This is a genomic window from Colwellia chukchiensis (assembly GCF_002104455.1).
GTDB classification, from domain to species: domain Bacteria; phylum Pseudomonadota; class Gammaproteobacteria; order Enterobacterales; family Alteromonadaceae; genus Cognaticolwellia; species Cognaticolwellia chukchiensis.
The window spans coordinates 294856-312588 of record NZ_NBOC01000002.1 but is presented as its reverse complement, the minus strand read 5'-3'; the positions used below and the strand labels follow the sequence as shown (position 1 = coordinate 312588).

Here is a 17733-nt window from a genome sequence, read left to right as displayed (position 1 = left end):
AATAGTTTTAGCGGATTAATGTTGTCAAATTTGCCATAAGCTAGCTTTTTAGTGTGCCGCCATTGTTTTGCTATACACCTGATCACCGCCTTGACTTTTTGCCTGTTGTAGCGCGCTTTCGGCTACTTGTAGCAAATTATCGAAACCTTGGTTTGCCTCATCAACACTGGCTAAGCCTATGCTGACGCAAATATTGACCGTTTGCTGATTAACGTTTATGGCTGCAAGTTTGATTTTTTCTCGTATATGTTCAGCTATAGCACGGGCTTGTTCTAAATCGGCATCTGGCAATATGGCAGCAAACTCTTCGCCATCAATGCGTGCGAGAAAATCGCGTGAACGCATAGCCTCACTCGCTATATTCGCTATTTTAGCTAACACCTGATCTGCAGCATCATGGCCGAAACTATCATTAACCGCGGCAAAATCATCAATATCTAGCATTAAAACACTTAACGTGCGGTTACTTTGCAGTGCTTGGTTATAATAGCTATCACCAAGCGTGAAAAATGTGCCACGATTCGGCAAGCCGGTTAGGGGATCGGTTTTCGCTAGTTGCTTTAACGCTTTGCGAATTTTAAATTGTCGTAATATTAATAAAAATAAGACCACAGCAACGGCAATAAAAATAGTGATACTGCGATTTTGTAATTGTTTTTCTGATGCAGCTCGGATGAGTGCATATTGTTTAATTTGGTTACTTTGTGACAACAATTCATTCTCTTCATGCTGCTTTTCGACATTGTATTTTTCATTAAGACGCTTAACACGCAAGGCTTTTTGCTGCTTTAAATGTGCAAAATACTTTTTAATGTATTGCTTTTTACTGTCATAAGCTTTTTTATGATCGCCTTGTTGCTGGTAAATATCAGCTAAGGTCAAATAGGCGCTGGCAAATAAAGGCGAGTCTAGCTGCTTTTTAGCCAGTGATGGCTCAAGCTTGATCGCTTGATTGAGCCAATTAATAACTTTGTGCTTTTGTCCTTCACTTTCAGCGATATTGGCACGAATTAAGTACAATAAGTATTGCTCTGCGTGATTTAATGACGTTGCTAAGGTCAATAAGGCTGGTAGTTTTTCTTGTGCCGCTTTCGGGTCTTGCTCACTCAAAACTTTTAGTGACAAAATCTCAACATTAATGGTCAATGGTTCAGGCTTAACTGGTGCTGCACTAATACTAAGTTCAAGGTTATTATCAATGTCTTGTTGTTCGAAAAACTCAACTGCTTGGCCACTAAATACAGCCAACAGCAACAGCATACAACAAAGATAAGGCTTACCTAAATTTTTGCTAATCATCATGTTGCCCTTGCCCACTCGTAAACTGACCAACTGAGCTTAGGTTTTGCTCGGCCATTTTCAATAAACTATTAAAGTCACTGTAGTTGTTGGGGCTATGGGTGGCAACGCCGACCCTAATTTTTAATGGTGCTATGGCCGGTGTCGGCCAAGATTTAGCCATCATGCTAGCACACAAGCGTCGCGCCACTTCAGTGACATCATCATGGCCGGTATTGGGTAGCAAAACAATGAACTGTTCACCGCTGAGTCGTCCAAAAATATCCTCTGCTCGCATTAAGCTTTGTCCTAACTGAGCAATGTCTTTTAGCGTTTTATCTGCGGTACTATGGCCAAACTGCCTTTTCAGTTGCTGAAAGTCATCTATATTAAGTAGGCAAATACTGAGTGCTCGTTGCTGGGCAACGGCTTGTATACAATATTTTTGCCCTAATTCAAGCAGCCTACGTCGATTTAATACCCCTGTTAAACTGTCAGTGCGAGAGGCTCTAATGAGGTTTCTTTGTCCGGTAACTACCCGATATAAGAACCACGCTAAGATCAACAAACCAATCGCCAATAAGGCGATAAGCGTTTGCCTATTTTGAGTATCTTGGGTAATTTGCTGTAATGTTAAGTCTTGTAAGCGCTGCTTTTTCTCTAATATATTTTTCTGCCGATGTGCCGTTTCACTCTGGTATTGTAACCTCAGCTCGTCGATTTCGCTGGTTTCTCTTGCTTGGCGATAAGCGATCGCCTGACTAAAGTATTGTGACTGAACATCGTATGCTTGACGATATTGTCCTAAGGCGTAATGTAACTTAGCACGCAATACCAGCACATTCATTGCACTCGTGTCGTAAATATCATTATCTTTACCGGTGAGCAGCATTTCTGCCTGTTCAATATTGGCCAACGCTTCTTGATAACGCTCAATTTTTTCTAAAACATACGCTTTTTCAATTAAGTACTGTAACTGGGTAAAGTGTTGTTCAACATTTTTGACATACTCACCTGCAAGCATAATATAACGGTAAGCACTTTCTTTATCGGCATCTTTTTGATTTAACAACGCCCAAGCTAAATTACGATAAATACTGGCAATAAACTCATGACTGGTATTGGCTTGGATTTCACTTTCTAAAGTGCGATAAACCGCAATTGCCTGCTCGTAACGTTCCTGATTTGCATAATTAATTGCCACATTGTGTAAGCTATTAAGTGCATAGTTAACTTTACCCGCACTTTTAAAGTGTTGATATGCTTGTTGAAAGTAGTTATTGGCTTGCCTGTCGTCACCGAGATACCCATATAAAATACCTAATTCGCTATTAACATCGCCTAACAGTGCATGATCAGCACTGTCTATTGCCAAGCTTAAAGCTTCATTTAACGTAATAAGCGACTGTTTATAATCTTTTCTTAAGTAAAATATCGCACCAATATTAATTAAGCCTCTGGCCGTTAACGTTTGACTTCTCATCGAACGCGCAACATCTAAGCCGTTTTGATACAACTCAATAGCACCATCAAAGTCACCTAAACTTTCTAGGGAAAACCCTTTCGTGTACGCTAACTCTGCGATAAAAATACTTGGATTGCTCATTTGGCGTGAAAGCTTTAACCCTTGCTCAGCCGCAGCCGCACTTTGTGAATAAAGGGCTTGGTCAGCATAAGCCGCAGATTGGATGCGAAAATAGTTCAACTGACTGATAAGAGGCAGCTCTGCCAATGGGGCATTATGATTATTTAACAGCAAAAGTGCGGCTTTGGGATCGCTATCTTTTAAGCGTTCAGCTTGAGATAAAAAAGCGCTAAACGCTTGCTCTGTGGATGATTGGCTTGCAATTGATTTACATGTTATTAACAATAAAAAAGTTAAAATGACGCTAAAATTTCGCCAGTTCAATTTTTTACCGCTTCTTAACAAATTTCGCGCTCCAATCGCCATGCTGTTGTAACTTTATAAAACCTAAACTTAGCCTACTTTCTCGATTGCGTGAGACCAATCAGTAATAATAATTCACTGTGCAGAATAACCACACTGCTGTTAAGCAGTCACTGATTGTGCTTTGCATGGTGCAATAGCTTAGTTTGCCCCTCTTAGCCGATACTCTGACTGAGCTTAAGCTAAGCTCGCGGTTAATAAATCAACTCGAGCTTAAGGTCATACCAACAACAGTATAAAACGAATATCCATCAACAATAAACCGTTTTTTTCATGGTGGGATTATTAAATATTGAGCAAAACCTAGTTTATTTTGCTTTAATTTTCAGTCTGTTGCCAATAACTCGCCTCTATTTTATGGCCATCTAAATCAATGATAAAGCAACCATAATAAGGCGCACCGTATGCAGGTCTCGGCCCTGGAGCGCCATTACAACGACCGCCTAAGGCGATTGCTTGGTGATAAAAGTCATCAACTGCTTGCTGACTTAAAGCAACAAAACCAAAATGCACACCATTACCTACACTTGCTGGCTTTTGATCAAATGCTTGCTGTACCCAAAATTCCGGATACCCTTTCCCGTATGTGATCGCATTGTCGTATTCGCTGACTAAGCTGATCCCTAAGGTGGCCAAAACAGGCGTATAAAACGCTTTGGCGCGGGCAAGATTGTCGCTGCCAAGCGATGCGTGGCATATACTTCGTAAGTGTCGGTGTTCTATCATTACTGATCCTTGACTTAACGACTACAGCGCTGCCTATTAAACCAAAAGATGTCAAAAAGCATAAGCTGGACCCATTGATTTTACTGATGTCTCTGATTCCAATTTTTTAATATTCAACAAGTGCTTTGTCAAAAAAGGGTGAAAATAATGCATATGCTGTCAAAATAATTTGTATGTTATTACCATATTAGCTGACTTCTGAACAACAATCCATTCTGTAATGACGATAATACCCGTGTACAAATTGCTCCATATTACCTCCATGCTTTGGGGTATGTTTTTAATTCGATAGATCCTACTATTAATAAACCAAACCTTAGTTAGTGGGAAGCAATTCATGAACACCGTAGTCTCCGAATGGCAAATCGTCACCGTTATTGATGAAAAAGGTCAATCAGTCGGTGACGTTCTTTTTTGTACGTGTATTATAGATACTCGCAATCGCTTCCAGCCGGGTCATTATATCTGTACTTCACGTATCACCCACTTCAATACTTATACATGTTTGATCAAAACAGTCACAGATAGCGTTTACCAAGTTTTAGGTGAAGGTAAGCGAAGTACCATAGAACTTCGCTATTTTTCTTTACTAAGGCAAGGTTTCAGTCCTGAACAAATTAACGCGTTAAAGGGCTTACCTATTGTTACTATGTAATGGACTTTCAACTTCGAACATTAAGTCCAAATTAATTTGGATATCTCAAATAATAACTGATGACGAGCTTCTAATTCATCAGGACCGAATTGACTGTAATGGCTAAATGGCAACTCATGCTTTGAGATATAACTCGTAAAATCTAACTTACTCTTATAACAATCTTCTCTTAACGTTTCATTCCAATACAAACTATTTCCATAGGTTTTCAATTTTTGACTGAACACTTCATTGTTACTAGAAATATTATCTCTGCCCTTCAATAGAAGTATCCCACCTAACCTATTTCTTTCAGTTTCAAATAGTTCTTCATCACCATTAAAAAGCACTAAGTTTTCATCATTTCTAGATATTATGTGCTCTACATGGAAACCATTTACAGGTCCTGTTTTTCGCACAAGATCTTCCAGTCCGTGACGCATTTTTTGTTTCATCGCATTGGCGACAAAGTTTTCGACACGTGAGAAGAAATAACGAGTAAAGCGTTTATTTAAATTTGCTACAGAAGCATTTTTAAAGAGGGTATATCTAAATGGTTCGGATACGTGATCAGCTAATTGATCACTTAATAACTTTAACAGGGAAGCATCAAAGATATCTCTATATTCACTTATATCAGCAGTGGTTAATTTGTTTGCGATAATCGCAATTTCAACTGCGAATCGATTACTATCATATCCACTTTGTAATTGAGATAAAGTAAATAGCCTATCAAGTTCATTTGCCACAGCTCGGATTTTATCCACTTCTAGTGGGTCATCAACAGCACAGGCCGCAAGTATCAAATGAAACTGACTGTCTAAATCATTTAGCTTATTGTGAAAAACTTCTGGTAGCGAAGTATCAAAGGTTTCGCTTGCTTTCCAAACTTTCGCGTATAGTTCACTAAAATATCTGAAATCATTATTTAGGAATGTTTTTACATTAGATGAATTATGTTCAAGATTAAGCTTGTCATTCATATTTGAAGAGAACATTTCCCGGTGATAATCACCATCAAAAGCCTGACCTTGAGCACGTGTGCTCGTAAATTTCGCCTTAAGATAGTATCGGAAAAAGTTATCTATTTCGTCTTCAGCAAAGGTATTAACTTTTCGAATTTGCCTTTCCCAAAGGCCATTGAAATCATTTTTATCTAACTCGATTTTATCAATTTGCCCCAGCAACTTGCCTTTTAATATTTCATAAGGCTTTAATTTCACACCTCGGTCATTAATTACCTCAAACACCATAGGAACATCTGTTTGTTCCACTGATAAATTGATAATCACTAATCGCAACAAATAAAAGAACACAAATGTTTCAAACTGATGTTTATTATCGAGCTGCTTATCTAAATATGAGCTAATGACTTTATAATTTTTAACCATGTTTTTAGCTGTTATTCCAGAGTTATCTGGAATCTGGCTTAAATCACTGTCATCTTCAAAAAGGCTCTCAAGTGTTACTACATGGTTGATATGATTCATCCAAAATTCTTTATCCATCCCAGAGTAACCAAGAATTTTCTGGCTAACCCAGTTACATGTTGGAGAATCGAACTTTTGTGCTAAATGCTTTAATTTGATCAAAATCAGGGTTAGTGTTGTTAATCGCTGTTGACCATCAACAACAAAAACACGCCCCTCAATTGTATTCGTTACATATGTATTTAAATAATACCAAGGGTACTTAGCTACAATCGTTTCTTTAGAGGGGTCTAGAGCTACATTATCTTGATATGTTTTTGAGAATGGATAAAACAAATCATCGAGAAGTCTTTTGACTGGCACATCGGTCCATTTATAGTCTCTTTGATAAAAGTCGATATGATAAACCGTGCCGCTGAATAGCTTATCTACACTCTGATTATCTGGTTGAACATCCATTTTTTAACTCCAAAATTCACTAATTTTTTCTAAGTAGCCTTTACGCGGCTCGATTCTTTTTAAAATTCTCTGCTTGCTCGAAGATTTCTTTGTAAACCTCATCACGATCAACTGGCGGGTAGCCAAATCTAGCAAGCAAAATAATGAGATCTACTTTTAGCTCAGCCTTGATATCATCACGCTGGCTCCAGTCAGTGTATTTAGCCTTGTCATCAACAACATCTTTCACTGCTTTGGCTAGATCGAGAAGCTTGTCTTCTGGATACTGGAAGTCATACTTGATAGCTAGTGCCAGTAAAATGTCGTAAAAAGCTTTCTCTTCAAGGTTAATACCCATGTCAGCGAATGAACCCATTTCAGACTTGAGATCTTGATACATATTGATGATTTCATCTGAGAAGTCTTCAAGTACTTCACTGACTAAAACATCTTCTTCTTTGCGCTCGTTATACTTATCAACCAATGATTTAAAACGCGCTGAGAAATCGACCGCTTTTAGCTTATTTACTTTCTTAAACTCGCCAATGGCCTTTGCCAACATTTGCTGAAGTAATTTGATTTTGGTATTGGGAAGCTTAATTTTTTCAATTTTTGCTAAGTAATCATCATCGAAAATATCAACACCATCTTCGCCTTGCCCTAGCTTAAAAATCTCTTCTACACCGTCACTCTTTAGTGCTTCTGAAATCATCTCACGTACCTTGGCATTCATTTGTGCAGTATCAGGCGCATTGCCTTTCGTAAGCTTGTAGACAATGGAACGAACAGCTAAATAGAAGTGAATGTAATCACGCTCTTTCTGCGATAGTTTTTCACTACCACAGCACACGTCATAAGCGGTTTTTAATCGCTTTACTAATGCCATAAAACGATGTTCAAGTTTTTGCGTTTGCAATACAAATTCAGCAGCATTATTCAGGCAATTGAGTTGAGCAACTGGTTGCCCAGTAAAGTATGGCGATTCGTCAAATTGATGCATGAGTTTGCCCAATAAATCTAAATGATCCTTCACAACAATGATGGACTGAGCAATATCCTCAAAATTAGTTTCATCCGTTTTTGAATACATGGCTAACGCTTTATTCATCTGCGTTTTGATGCCGATATAGTCAACCACTAGACCTTTATCTTTACCTTCAAACTTACGGTTAACACGCGATATGGTTTGAATTAGATTATGGCGTTGTATTGGCTTATCAATATAGATGGTATCGAGGAATGGCACATCAAAACCCGTTAGCCACATATCAACCACTATGGCGATTTTAAAGTTAGATTTTCCATTTTTGAATTGGCGATCTAACTCTTTACGATACTCTTTAGTGCCTAGTAAATCCCATAGCTCTTTAGGGTCATCTTTACCACGAGTCATCACCATTTTGACTCGTTCCATTGGTTTTATTTTTTTACGTTCTTGCTCGGTTAACTCAAAACCTTCTTCGCATTCAAGTACCTCAAACCATGCAGGGCGAAGGTTTTTTAATTCTTGATAAAATAAATAAGCTACTTCACGCGCAGAGCTAACAAACATAGCCTTGCCTTTTAACGTAGAACCTTCTTCAATGCGCGATTCATAATGAGCAACAAAGTCTTTGGCTAACGCGCTAATACGATCTGGGTCGCCAAGAATCGAAGTCATGTTTGCTGAAGCTTTCTTACTTTCTTCTATCTGGTGTTCATTACTGCCATCATCAGCGCATTGCTGATAGTAAGCTTCAATTTCTTCGAGCTTAGCGTTATCTAAAATGACCTTAGCTGCTCTACCTTCATATACTATTCGAACAGTGATCTCATCTTTCACAGATTCTGTCATGGTGTAGGCATCAACAACCTGACCAAATACGTCTAGCGTTGCGTCAACTGGCGTTCCAGTGAAACCTACAAATGTCGCGTTAGGTAATGAGTCATGGAGGTATTTGGCAAAACCGTAGGTCTTCTTAACACCCTTTTCTGTCACTCGAACCTTCTGGTCTAGATTGGTTTGGCTTCGGTGCGCTTCATCAGAGATACAAATAACATTACTTCTATCAGTGAGTAACTTGGTATCCTCGGTAAACTTGTGGATAGTCGTTAAGAAAACACCACCGCTGTTGCGGCCTTGAAGAAGTTCACGTAAATGGTCGCGGCTTTCAACAGCTACAACAGTTTGATCACCAATATACGTTTTTGCATTAGAAAATTGCTGAGATAGCTGATCATCCAAATCGGTGCGGTCAGTAATTAACACTATGGTTGGACTTTCAAAATCTACACTTTTCATTAGTAAGCGAGATAGAAACTGCATGGTAAAACTCTTACCACAGCCAGTTGCGCCAAAGTATGTGCCGCCTTTACCATCGCCCTCAGGTTTACGCGCGAGTTTAATACTGTGGTAGAGCTTTCTAGCCGCATAATACTGCGGGTAGCGGCAAACTATTTTTACTTCAGCCTTTGATGAATCGGGGAAATAAATAAAATTGCGAATTACATCCCGTAGGCGAGCTTTATTAAATAATCCCTGCAACATAGTATGCAGCGAATTGATACCATCTTTTTCTATCGACTCATTACCCGTTACCTTGCGCCATGCATAGAAGAATTCATAAGGCGCATATAAGCCCCCCATTTTGTTGTTAACACCATCGCTGATAACACAAAATGCGTTGTAGACGAATAGAGCGGGAATGTCCCTGCGATAGCGAGTATTTAACTGAACATAGGCATCATGAATTGAAGCCTCTTCTTCACGAATAGCACTTTTAAACTCGAACACCACTAACGGCAAACCGTTGATATACAAAATACCATCAGGGATACGCTTCTCGCCCTGTCCGTTTGATGAAGAGCCGCCTTCAATTTCAAGCTGATTGACTATCTTGTATATATTGGTGTCGTTATATGTGGCAGGTTGATTTTCGTATTCCGCTGAAGGCTCTGCTACTTTCGGTAGTTCAGGTGCGCTTTCTTTTACTAAATCAGGTAACAGGCTTTGAACAACGTTGGTGTAATCGACTAATTGAATATAGAGATCTTTTTGAGTGTGATCTTCACGTTTTAACAAAAAGCCATCACTTAACCATTTACAGAAGGTTTTATTACTGTCGTACAAATCACTAGCTGGCAAAGACTCAATTTTCTTAATGATTGAATCAATCTCACCAGCAGTAATATTGTCAGCTTCATACTTATCAGATAAAAACTGGCAAAGATCATCTTTAATTAAAACTTCAGTATTACTGCGAGTAAGCTCATTACCGGGCACGTAAGGAAAGCCTTGTTCACCTAGTAATTCAATAATTGCCGCTTCTAGTTGCGCTTCTGTAAACTTGATAGTCATTTCTTAATTTATTCCTTCCATTGATTTTTTATTTCAGCAAATTCGTTTTCGGATTTGCTGATTTGCATCCAAGTGTCAATGATTGGAGGAGTGTCACAGTCTAGTTTTTTATAATGATGCCATAGTTCACAAGCCAATCTAGCCGAAGTTTCCTTCACTGCTAAATTCTCTTCAAATTTTAAATTTTTAAATTCCTTGGCTGCAAGAGCAAGAGAATTCAATACTGACTTTTCTAATTCTGAGTTAGTAACAAAGCGCTCTGCACGTACTACATTTAGCGCGACCTGAAATGCGTTTGTTAAATATTGTCCTCTTGAAAATTTAATAAATGTGCCAAGCACATCATAATACTTAATGTTTATGTCGCCATTACCAGTTAAAAGTCTATTTAGTGCCCAGAACGCATCCATCACTTCACGTTCTTCAAAGGTAGACAGAGCCTCTTCTATTTCTTGTATCAACTGACTTTCATTGTGGTTTAAGTAATGTAACGTTGCGGCTTTCAAATCTAAATAATTAAACCCAATATCTCTAAACTCAGATTCAATCTGTGAAATTGCCCTTTTATATTCAACAAGATCATTTTGTACAACGATGACATCTAATGCATCGACAAAAAGAGTGAACCTTCGTCTCATTTCACCTAAAAAATCACTTTCCTTTTCATATTTCTGAAAAACAACGCTATCTGATTGCCACCAATTTATAAGCTTATTAGCGAAAAGGTGAAGTTCTTCATTAGTCCAGTTGATTGATTTACTACTGCCAATTAATTCATTGGTGTAAGGATCTGAAGTGCCAGAAACCGTATAAGATTTAGGATTGCTAGTTTTAGCTTGAATTAGTGGAGAAGACTCAACTAGAAATTGACGAACTCCTTTCTCAACACCACTTTTACTGCCAAATAAATCAATAAATGCAAATTTATAATAACCAGTATTTTCAGGTAAACCATACTGATCTTGATAAGCTTGTAACTTTGACAATAAGCTTCTAACTTGGTTTTTATTCAATAAGTCCAAACTGTTTAAAGTCATTAGGGTTATGCATGCATTTTGACGAACCTCTTTTCTTTCGGACTCAAGCGCAACTAAGAAAACTCTTATCTTGTCAGATGAGAGTTTGATTCCTAAATTTTCACTTTTATCTCTATCGCCAGCCATGCCAAGGAAAAAATTGAAAGGATTCGGACAAGAAAATTGATCTACTTCTTTACCATCGTTTGCCACAACGTAAAAAGCAATTTCAGTGATTTTCTGAATACGCTCTATTATTTCATTATCACTAAACGAATTAATTAGCCGCTTAACAAGCTTATCTATAGATTGGAATCGCATTCTGGAAGGCTTGTTACTGTATATCTTTAATACTAGATTAAGTAACTCGTCTCTAACTGACAAAGTTGCTTTACAGCAGAGCCTTGAGAGAGCTTCTGGCAAAACTGAACCATATTCATATAAACTAGTTTCTTCATTTAAAAACGTATTTAACAGTTCGATATACCTTTTAGCCAAACTATCGACAAAGTTTGCATCAAAATCAGATAAACTCTCTCGCGTGAATATTAGTTCTGTACTCTTCTTGTCTTGGGTTCGCAACATCGTTGACATCGACCAAAACGGAGAATATTTCGCAACTCTTTTTATTGCATTGTTTGCTCCAGTCACCGCTATATTAATGTGTGGCAGGCTAAATGGCAGTCCAGCATCTTCGAAGAACCTTAAAAATCTAAAGGCGTTAAGTACTTCAATATGCTCAGCAGAAAAGTGATGGGTTGTAGTCTGACTACCGATATCGAATCCGTTAACAACTGAAATTGATTGTAGTGGTGCAGGTTCGTGTTTAATTTCCAATTCAAGGAGCTGTATTTCTTGCCAAGGATTACATTGGTACTGCCTTAAATCATTCAACCTTTCGACATACTCCGGCTTAGACTTTGAAGACCAATCTCCAGACTTAAAAGATATTGCTCGGCTAACGTTGGTGAGTAACACTAGAATATATGACTCAAGAGAAACATTCGCATAATCGTTAATCGATGTGACAGCATTTATTTTCCGTCTGGTTTTTATCAATGCTTTTTCTAAAGTGTCTTGCGCATCCATTAACTTGTTTATTTCTGCTAAAATGCTTGCTTTTCTATACATCCAAATTGCGGATGAATTTCCTGCACTCCACTTTGACAATAAATTAGTTAATTCTGCACTTTTACTGTCAACCAACAAGAATAAAGCTTTTTCATAAGTTAAATAATCAGCGTGAAGCTCCCCATTAGATTTTTTAGTGATCTTAGCGAAGAAGCTTTGCCAATCTTCACGTTTGCCTTCTTCTCTGTAGTACCTCAATAAAGCTAGTGAAATAAAAAGCGTTCTTTCATCACAAGTACCCTCATCACTAAAATCAGGCTCAATTGCTGATAAAACATGTTCAACTTCATTGTCAAAGATTGGCAATAATGACTTTTCTTTACGCCACAAGAATTCATATACAAAATCTTTTAGTACATCGGTTGATATAGAAATTTTTGTATTAAAAATTTCCGACCAATGCTTTGTATATGCCCATAACTTGAGCCTCAATTCATTAGGTGCAACTAACCAGTTAGGGTAAGCACACCTTTCTCCTTCCCATAACTGAATTAGCTCAGAAAGCTCTTGATGAAATTCTTCATCTGAAGGGAGGCTTGTCGTGTTAAAACGTGAATGACTATGCTGACCACTTAACTCCCAGCCCTTTTGTGTCTCATCATCTTTTCGTGATTCACAGTAATCAATAAATGCTTTTATGCCCGCCTGATGATCCTTGTCACCAACGCCTTCACATACTGACATATCAACACATGTAATATTGTATTGAGCTAACGCTTTTTCTTGTGAAGTGGATAAATTTAATACACCTATCAAATATATTTTTGGCGCATTTTGTGCCCCTAGGTTATCCCTAATCCAACCAATCCATTTGAGAAAGTTAGGATCATCTCCAGAAAAGCCTATTAGGCAAAGTGTATTTTCTAATAGCGTTTGTTGAACTGTATTAACGAAAGGTGCAAATTTTTGCGGATAAGTTCTATAGTCTTCTTCACTTATGATCAGCGGAGTTGATGCTGAAAAACAGCCGTGCAATTTAACAATTCTAGGCGGGATTGAATGGACCAAATTATCTTTATGAACAACTACTTTGTAGTTTCGTTCACTTACAGTTTCGGCAGCTCGCTCTAATAAGGTATCGTAATTAGTAGTAAATACATCCGTCCAAGGCAAACTAAGCAATGATTGGTGCAACTCTGACGGTTTATAATCACTATCTGGGATATTTGTTCGCAAAATAGAGTCTAAAACGGGTCGGCCAAAATTTGACTCGACTTCATAAGCCAGTTTTAACGGATCGAAAAAATTATACTTAGCATTTTTTATCTCTTCCCCTCTCACCTTTTCATAAAAAACATTTCCTAAGTCTTGCCAACTAGGAAACCGTTTAGCATTTTCAAACATTGGTTTGGCATTCATGCTAAACCCTGCACCTATCATGATTGACGCATTTTTGCTCCATAGGCATTGAGCTATTTCATCTAAATAAGGCTGAATTGAAGAGGGGATCTTTTCCATAAGTTTTATTCCGATTTTAAAGGTACTTCACCAGAGATTAATTTCGGTAGCAGCGTATCTCTCAATTTTTCTAACTGTTCATTTTGCTCAATTGAAGCAAGCTTTTTAGTAAAAAGAGGAGTTAAATATTGTTCTACAAACAAATCAATTAACTCAGGCCCTTGAGGGAATACGGCTAACACTTTAGCCAACTCTTTAAATGTAATCTGGGGAAATGTACCAGAGCGATGTTCTGCTACATGCTGAAGTTCATTGACAGTCTTGTCTTGAGTTAAAATGAAGTAAGGTAGTAAAGGATTAATGTTTTCTTTTGCTCTAAGAACCATTAGCTTAGTTGAAACAACATATTCTTTTGCATCAAAGTCTACAAAAGCATACCTCTTATTTTTAGGGCGAATCTCACTATATAAAATATCACCCTTGGCTATAGATTTTTTTGCTTGTCCCGGTAAACCAACAGTAGGGGAATAATCTTTGTGAAGAAACTTCCCATCTTCTATATCACCAGTGTTGAGGAAAATAACTTCATCAACTTCTTTTAACTTGTATGTGTCTGAAATTGTATCAACCATGTCATGAATGCTTGTCGGCTTCCAGCCTTCGGGTATCCAGCCAGCAATACCTATAATTGGTTCATCCGTTTGCTCAAATTCGCTTGGGAATAATGCGCGGATATTATCAGGCAGTGGTTTGAAGTCTGGTAGTTTTTGCGCTTGTCTGCGCTGTTCAGCTTTGTGTTGCAGTGCTTCAGGAATATCGCTGCCAGCGGCAAGAGCGTTGTCGATAACAGGATCAAAATCAACAAACCAGCTCTTAAATAACGCCTGTGCCATTTGTTCTAAAGTTTGGTTTAATTTCTGATTTAGTTCTATTTTATCCGAAATGTTGGTTAGAACCTTTGCTATTTTAATTTGAACATCTTTAGGTGGCTCAGGAATTTCAAATTTGGGTATATCAGCACATTTTAAACTTTCAAAAATAGCACCCGGATTTAGGTATTTAGCAACTTCACTCCACCATTCTCTTCCATGAACAGCCCAGCGAAAATACTCTGGATGTAAACGGTCTCCTTCAGGACGTAACAAAACTAAGTTTTGCCCTAAAGCAAATTTAGAATTCTTTGGAACATAGACAGTTTCTCCAGAATTACATCTTCTAGATAGGATAACATCGCCGTATTGAGGGTTAGCTTTTCTAGTCCATTTGATAAAATCTTCCTCGGAAATTAGCCTTGGATTTGCATCAAAATTTATCCTGCCATTATCCATTTGAGGTATTCCAATATACGGAACTCCCTCTTCAACAGCTTTAGGAGTTTTGTGATCACAATCTATTAACTTTACTCCAAGGTCTTGCAGAGAAGTCTTTTTCCATTTACTTCCCATAACCCAAAACCTCCAAATTTTGACGAATTGCTTTATCCAGATCTTCGCCCTGTTCCATTTGGTTATACAAAGTATGGCTTAGTTCTTTCATTTTGACTTCAAATGGAATGCCATCATCTTCCAATTCGGCTGCACCAACGTAGCGGCCCGGTGTTAATACAAAGTCGTTAGCTTTAATTTCTTCTAATGTTGCTGATTTACAAAAGCCAGCGATATCTTGATACCCGCTTTGGTCGATAATTGCTCCTGCATTATCGACACTTCCGCCATCCGTGGCGGTCGTCTTCATATCACCATCTTTTTTCTCGCCACGCCATGCATGATACGTTTTGGCAATTTCAGCGATATCATCTGTGGTGAGTTCTTTATGAACACGGCTGACCATAGTGCCCATTTCACGGGCATCGATAAATAAGGTTTCACCTTGGCGGTCACGATAGCCAAGTTCGGTATTTTCTTTTTTGTTCTTGGTGATAAACCACAAACAGACTGGAATTTGCGTGGTGTAGAAGAGTTGCCCCGGTAACGCGATCATGCAATCTACCAAGTCATTTTCGATAATCTTTTGACGAATAGTGCCTTCACCACCCGTGTTAGAACTCATTGAGCCATTAGCAAGTACAAAACCTGCTGTACCGTTTTCGCTAAGCTTTGAAATCATATGCATGATCCACGCATAGTTAGCGTTGCCAGTAGGCGGTACTTCAAAACCAGCCCAACGCGGATCGTCTACTAATTCGTTTTCTGCACGCCATTGTTTCTGGTTGAACGGTGGATTACTTAGAATATAATCAGCTTTCAAATCCGGATGCTGATCTTTAAAGAAAGTGTCACCTGCAACATCACCTAAATTACCGTTAATACCACGCACAGCAAGGTTCATTTTGGCTAATTTATGAGTTGTGCTGGTGTATTCCTGACCATAGATTGAGATGTTTTTCTTACTGCCTTTGTGACTATCAATAAACTTAAGCGATTGAACAAACATACCGCCACTGCCGCAGCACGGGTCGTATATCTTACCTTTGTAGGGTTCTAGCATTTCTGCAATCAAGGTTACTACCGATTTGGGTGTATAGAACTCACCACCACCTTTGCCTTCGTTTGCGGCAAATTTACCGAGGAAATATTCATAGACACGCCCAACCAAGTCTTCTTCGGTCATATGACATTCGTTAGCAACGGTATCGATGTTATTGATCGTATCTATCAGGGCGGCTAATTTACTGCTATCAAGCCCTAAACGAGAAAAGTAATTGTCAGGTAATGCGCCTTTAAGTGATGCGTTGTTTTTCTCAACCGTATGTAAGGCCGTATCAATTTTTACTGCGATGTCATCTTGCTTGGTTTGCTTTTGAATAAACGACCAACGCGCCTCTTCTGGCAAATAAAACACATTGTCTTTGGCATAGAACTCAACCATATCAACGTAATCGCCCATACCTTCAGCAATTAGCTTTTCACGCTGCTTTTCAAACTTATCGCTAATGAACTTTAAGAAGATGAGACTCAGAACAATGTGCTTGTACTCTGATGATTCAACGCTACCACGAAGTTTGTTGGCCGCATCCCAAAGCGACTCTTCGAAACCTATTTGTTTTTTGTTTTCTTTTGCCATGTGCCTAAATTCCTTAGATTCTTTATGCCGCAATAAGTGGGATTAAAACCGAGACGATAATTGTGGCTATTGCTACCCGCAGTGTTTTTACTGCTAGGTGATTTGATTTTTCTGATTCTTTAACCGAAAGGTATGACAGGTAGCCAAAGTAAGTACTAGCGTTCAGTTGCCAGTTACCTGATTGATTATGCGAGTAATCATTGGATACGCGAGTTAACTCTTCAATGCTATTTGGACCGTTTGGCTCTAAACAGATATCTCGCATTATCTCTGCAATACGATATTCATTAATGCCGTTTAGCTCTGGTGTTTTAGCGGCTTCACAAACACTGAACCTGTCACCTGATTTATTTTTATCTAAAATAAATTCCGTCACCCTAAGTACATCAGGTTTGGTTTTAACTATTTTGCTCATTCACTTTCCTTGTATCCGGGCGCTATCTTCAAGCAAGACAGACCACCTAGCTCAACTATATTTTTGAGCCATAAATGGTGTTCACCACCAGTAAGCATTGCATTACTACTACAATCTACATTCCATTGACGCATTAAGTAGCCTAAAAGCGCTTCTCGCACCTCTAAATGCAAAATGCCACCCGACATACCGAAATCTAATTCGATAGCTTTAGGATGCTTTACAGTCGGATGTACGGCTAAATCAATACTGATAATGTTGTGCCACTGTTTGTCATATTCACCAGCTTGCATAGTAGCGATTGGCTTTTGAATTTCAGTTACGTTTTGTAATCGCGTACAAACAAAGTCACGAAACTCCTTTGATTTCTTATCAAACGCACGCACATGCCAACGCTGACCGTTATTAGCTATCGCGTGAGGAATGATCTCACGAGAACTTTCACCTGAAGTTAATGAAATATAATCGCACGAGATAGCGTGGCGGTTGTTGATCGCACGCATTAGCGTAGCGATAACGTCAGAGTCAGGGTGTATTAATCTAGTGGCATCAATACATTTTTCTGATGGGTTAATGCCTTGCGATATACCGTCACCGAAACCACGACACAAACTTCCTAAAATAGCCTCTGGATTATGCTCAAAAACTGGTTGGAATTCGTTAGTGCGGTAATACTGTTTTGTCTCATGTTTTAGCGTCATGTTATTTGGCGCTAATTCTTTGTAAAGCGTTAGGTCACGTGAACAAGACGCTAATCCCGTTTTAAAGTGATTGACAAGATCAGCCCTCGCCAATTGCCCAATAAACTGTAGGCAAAAGTCGATAAATGCTAGTCGCTCTCTTTGTGCGTAGTTGAGTTCTGCGAGTTCAGTCACTTTCAATTTTAATTATTTTTATGTTTATTAATTATCACCTTAAT

The 17733-nt window shown here is 38.5% G+C and carries 11 protein-coding genes; 1 reads left to right on the top strand and 10 read right to left on the bottom strand.

What is annotated here, in order from left to right:
- Positions 1-48: 48 nt before the first annotated feature.
- The 3 genes from B6K83_RS04860 to B6K83_RS04850 form a co-directional block, all read right to left on the bottom strand.
- Positions 49-1302 carry a GGDEF domain-containing protein gene (locus B6K83_RS04860; protein WP_085283818.1) on the bottom strand — a complete coding sequence of 418 codons (1254 nt, stop codon included), beginning with the start codon at positions 1300-1302 and terminating at the stop codon, positions 49-51.
- Positions 1292-3148: a GGDEF domain-containing protein gene (locus tag B6K83_RS04855; protein WP_158088317.1), complete on the bottom strand. Its 1857-nt coding sequence runs from the start codon at positions 3146-3148 to the stop codon at positions 1292-1294. Before B6K83_RS04855 ends, B6K83_RS04860 begins: the two co-directional genes overlap by 11 nt.
- Positions 3149-3544: 396 nt before the next feature.
- Positions 3545-3952: a VOC family protein gene (locus B6K83_RS04850; RefSeq protein WP_085283813.1), complete on the bottom strand. Its 408-nt coding sequence runs from the start codon at positions 3950-3952 to the stop codon at positions 3545-3547.
- A gap of 337 nt (positions 3953-4289) precedes the next feature.
- Between B6K83_RS04850 and B6K83_RS04845 the strand changes: the two genes are divergently transcribed.
- A complete protein-coding gene (locus tag B6K83_RS04845) occupies positions 4290-4607 on the top strand; it encodes a DUF6957 family protein (protein ID WP_085283811.1) in 318 nt (105 codons plus the stop codon).
- A 20-nt stretch (positions 4608-4627) separates the two neighbouring features.
- Here B6K83_RS04845 and B6K83_RS04840 read toward each other — a convergent pair whose 3' ends face one another.
- Genes B6K83_RS04840 through B6K83_RS04810 form a run of 7 tightly spaced genes read right to left on the bottom strand, consistent with a single transcriptional unit; the run spans position 4628 to position 17689 of the window.
- A complete protein-coding gene (locus B6K83_RS04840) occupies positions 4628-6475 on the bottom strand; it encodes a DUF262 domain-containing protein (RefSeq protein WP_085283809.1) in 1848 nt (615 codons plus the stop codon).
- Positions 6476-6515: 40 nt separating this feature from the next.
- Positions 6516-9785 carry a type I restriction endonuclease subunit R gene (locus B6K83_RS04835; protein WP_085283913.1) on the bottom strand — a complete coding sequence of 1090 codons (3270 nt, stop codon included), beginning with the start codon at positions 9783-9785 and terminating at the stop codon, positions 6516-6518.
- 14 nt (positions 9786-9799) lie between these two features.
- Entirely contained in the window at positions 9800-13396 is a 3597-nt protein-coding gene (gene dsr2 / locus B6K83_RS04830) for an anti-phage defense-associated sirtuin Dsr2 (RefSeq protein ID WP_085283807.1), read from the bottom strand.
- A gap of 5 nt (positions 13397-13401) precedes the next feature.
- The gene (locus B6K83_RS04825; protein WP_085283805.1) at positions 13402-14781 is read right to left on the bottom strand and encodes a restriction endonuclease subunit S; all 1380 of its coding nucleotides are present in this window, start codon (positions 14779-14781) and stop codon (positions 13402-13404) included.
- Complete coding sequence (locus B6K83_RS04820) at positions 14771-16399, bottom strand: class I SAM-dependent DNA methyltransferase (RefSeq protein WP_085283803.1); 1629 nt, start codon at positions 16397-16399, stop codon at positions 14771-14773. Before B6K83_RS04820 ends, B6K83_RS04825 begins: the two co-directional genes overlap by 11 nt.
- A gap of 22 nt (positions 16400-16421) precedes the next feature.
- Positions 16422-16814, bottom strand: a complete 393-nt coding sequence (locus B6K83_RS04815) for a hypothetical protein (RefSeq protein ID WP_085283801.1) — start codon at positions 16812-16814, stop codon at positions 16422-16424.
- Positions 16811-17689, bottom strand: a complete 879-nt coding sequence (locus B6K83_RS04810) for a WYL domain-containing protein (RefSeq protein WP_092251238.1) — start codon at positions 17687-17689, stop codon at positions 16811-16813. The genes B6K83_RS04815 and B6K83_RS04810 overlap by 4 nt, the downstream gene beginning before the upstream one ends.
- Between the last annotated feature and the right edge of the window lie 44 nt (positions 17690-17733).

Excerpts from the sequence above, each read along its gene's own strand:
- B6K83_RS04820 (WP_085283803.1), bottom strand. The coding sequence starts at position 16,399 with ATGGCAAAAGAAAACAAAAAACAAATAGGTTTCGAAGAGTCGCTTTGG.
- B6K83_RS04860 (WP_085283818.1), bottom strand. The coding sequence starts at position 1,302 with ATGATGATTAGCAAAAATTTAGGTAAGCCTTATCTTTGTTGTATGCTG.
- B6K83_RS04825 (WP_085283805.1), bottom strand. The coding sequence starts at position 14,781 with ATGGGAAGTAAATGGAAAAAGACTTCTCTGCAAGACCTTGGAGTAAAG.
- B6K83_RS04815 (WP_085283801.1), bottom strand. The coding sequence starts at position 16,814 with ATGAGCAAAATAGTTAAAACCAAACCTGATGTACTTAGGGTGACGGAA.
- dsr2 (WP_085283807.1), bottom strand. The coding sequence starts at position 13,396 with ATGGAAAAGATCCCCTCTTCAATTCAGCCTTATTTAGATGAAATAGCT.
- B6K83_RS04845 (WP_085283811.1), top strand. The coding sequence starts at position 4,290 with ATGAACACCGTAGTCTCCGAATGGCAAATCGTCACCGTTATTGATGAA.
- B6K83_RS04850 (WP_085283813.1), bottom strand. The coding sequence starts at position 3,952 with ATGATAGAACACCGACACTTACGAAGTATATGCCACGCATCGCTTGGC.
- B6K83_RS04840 (WP_085283809.1), bottom strand. The coding sequence starts at position 6,475 with ATGGATGTTCAACCAGATAATCAGAGTGTAGATAAGCTATTCAGCGGC.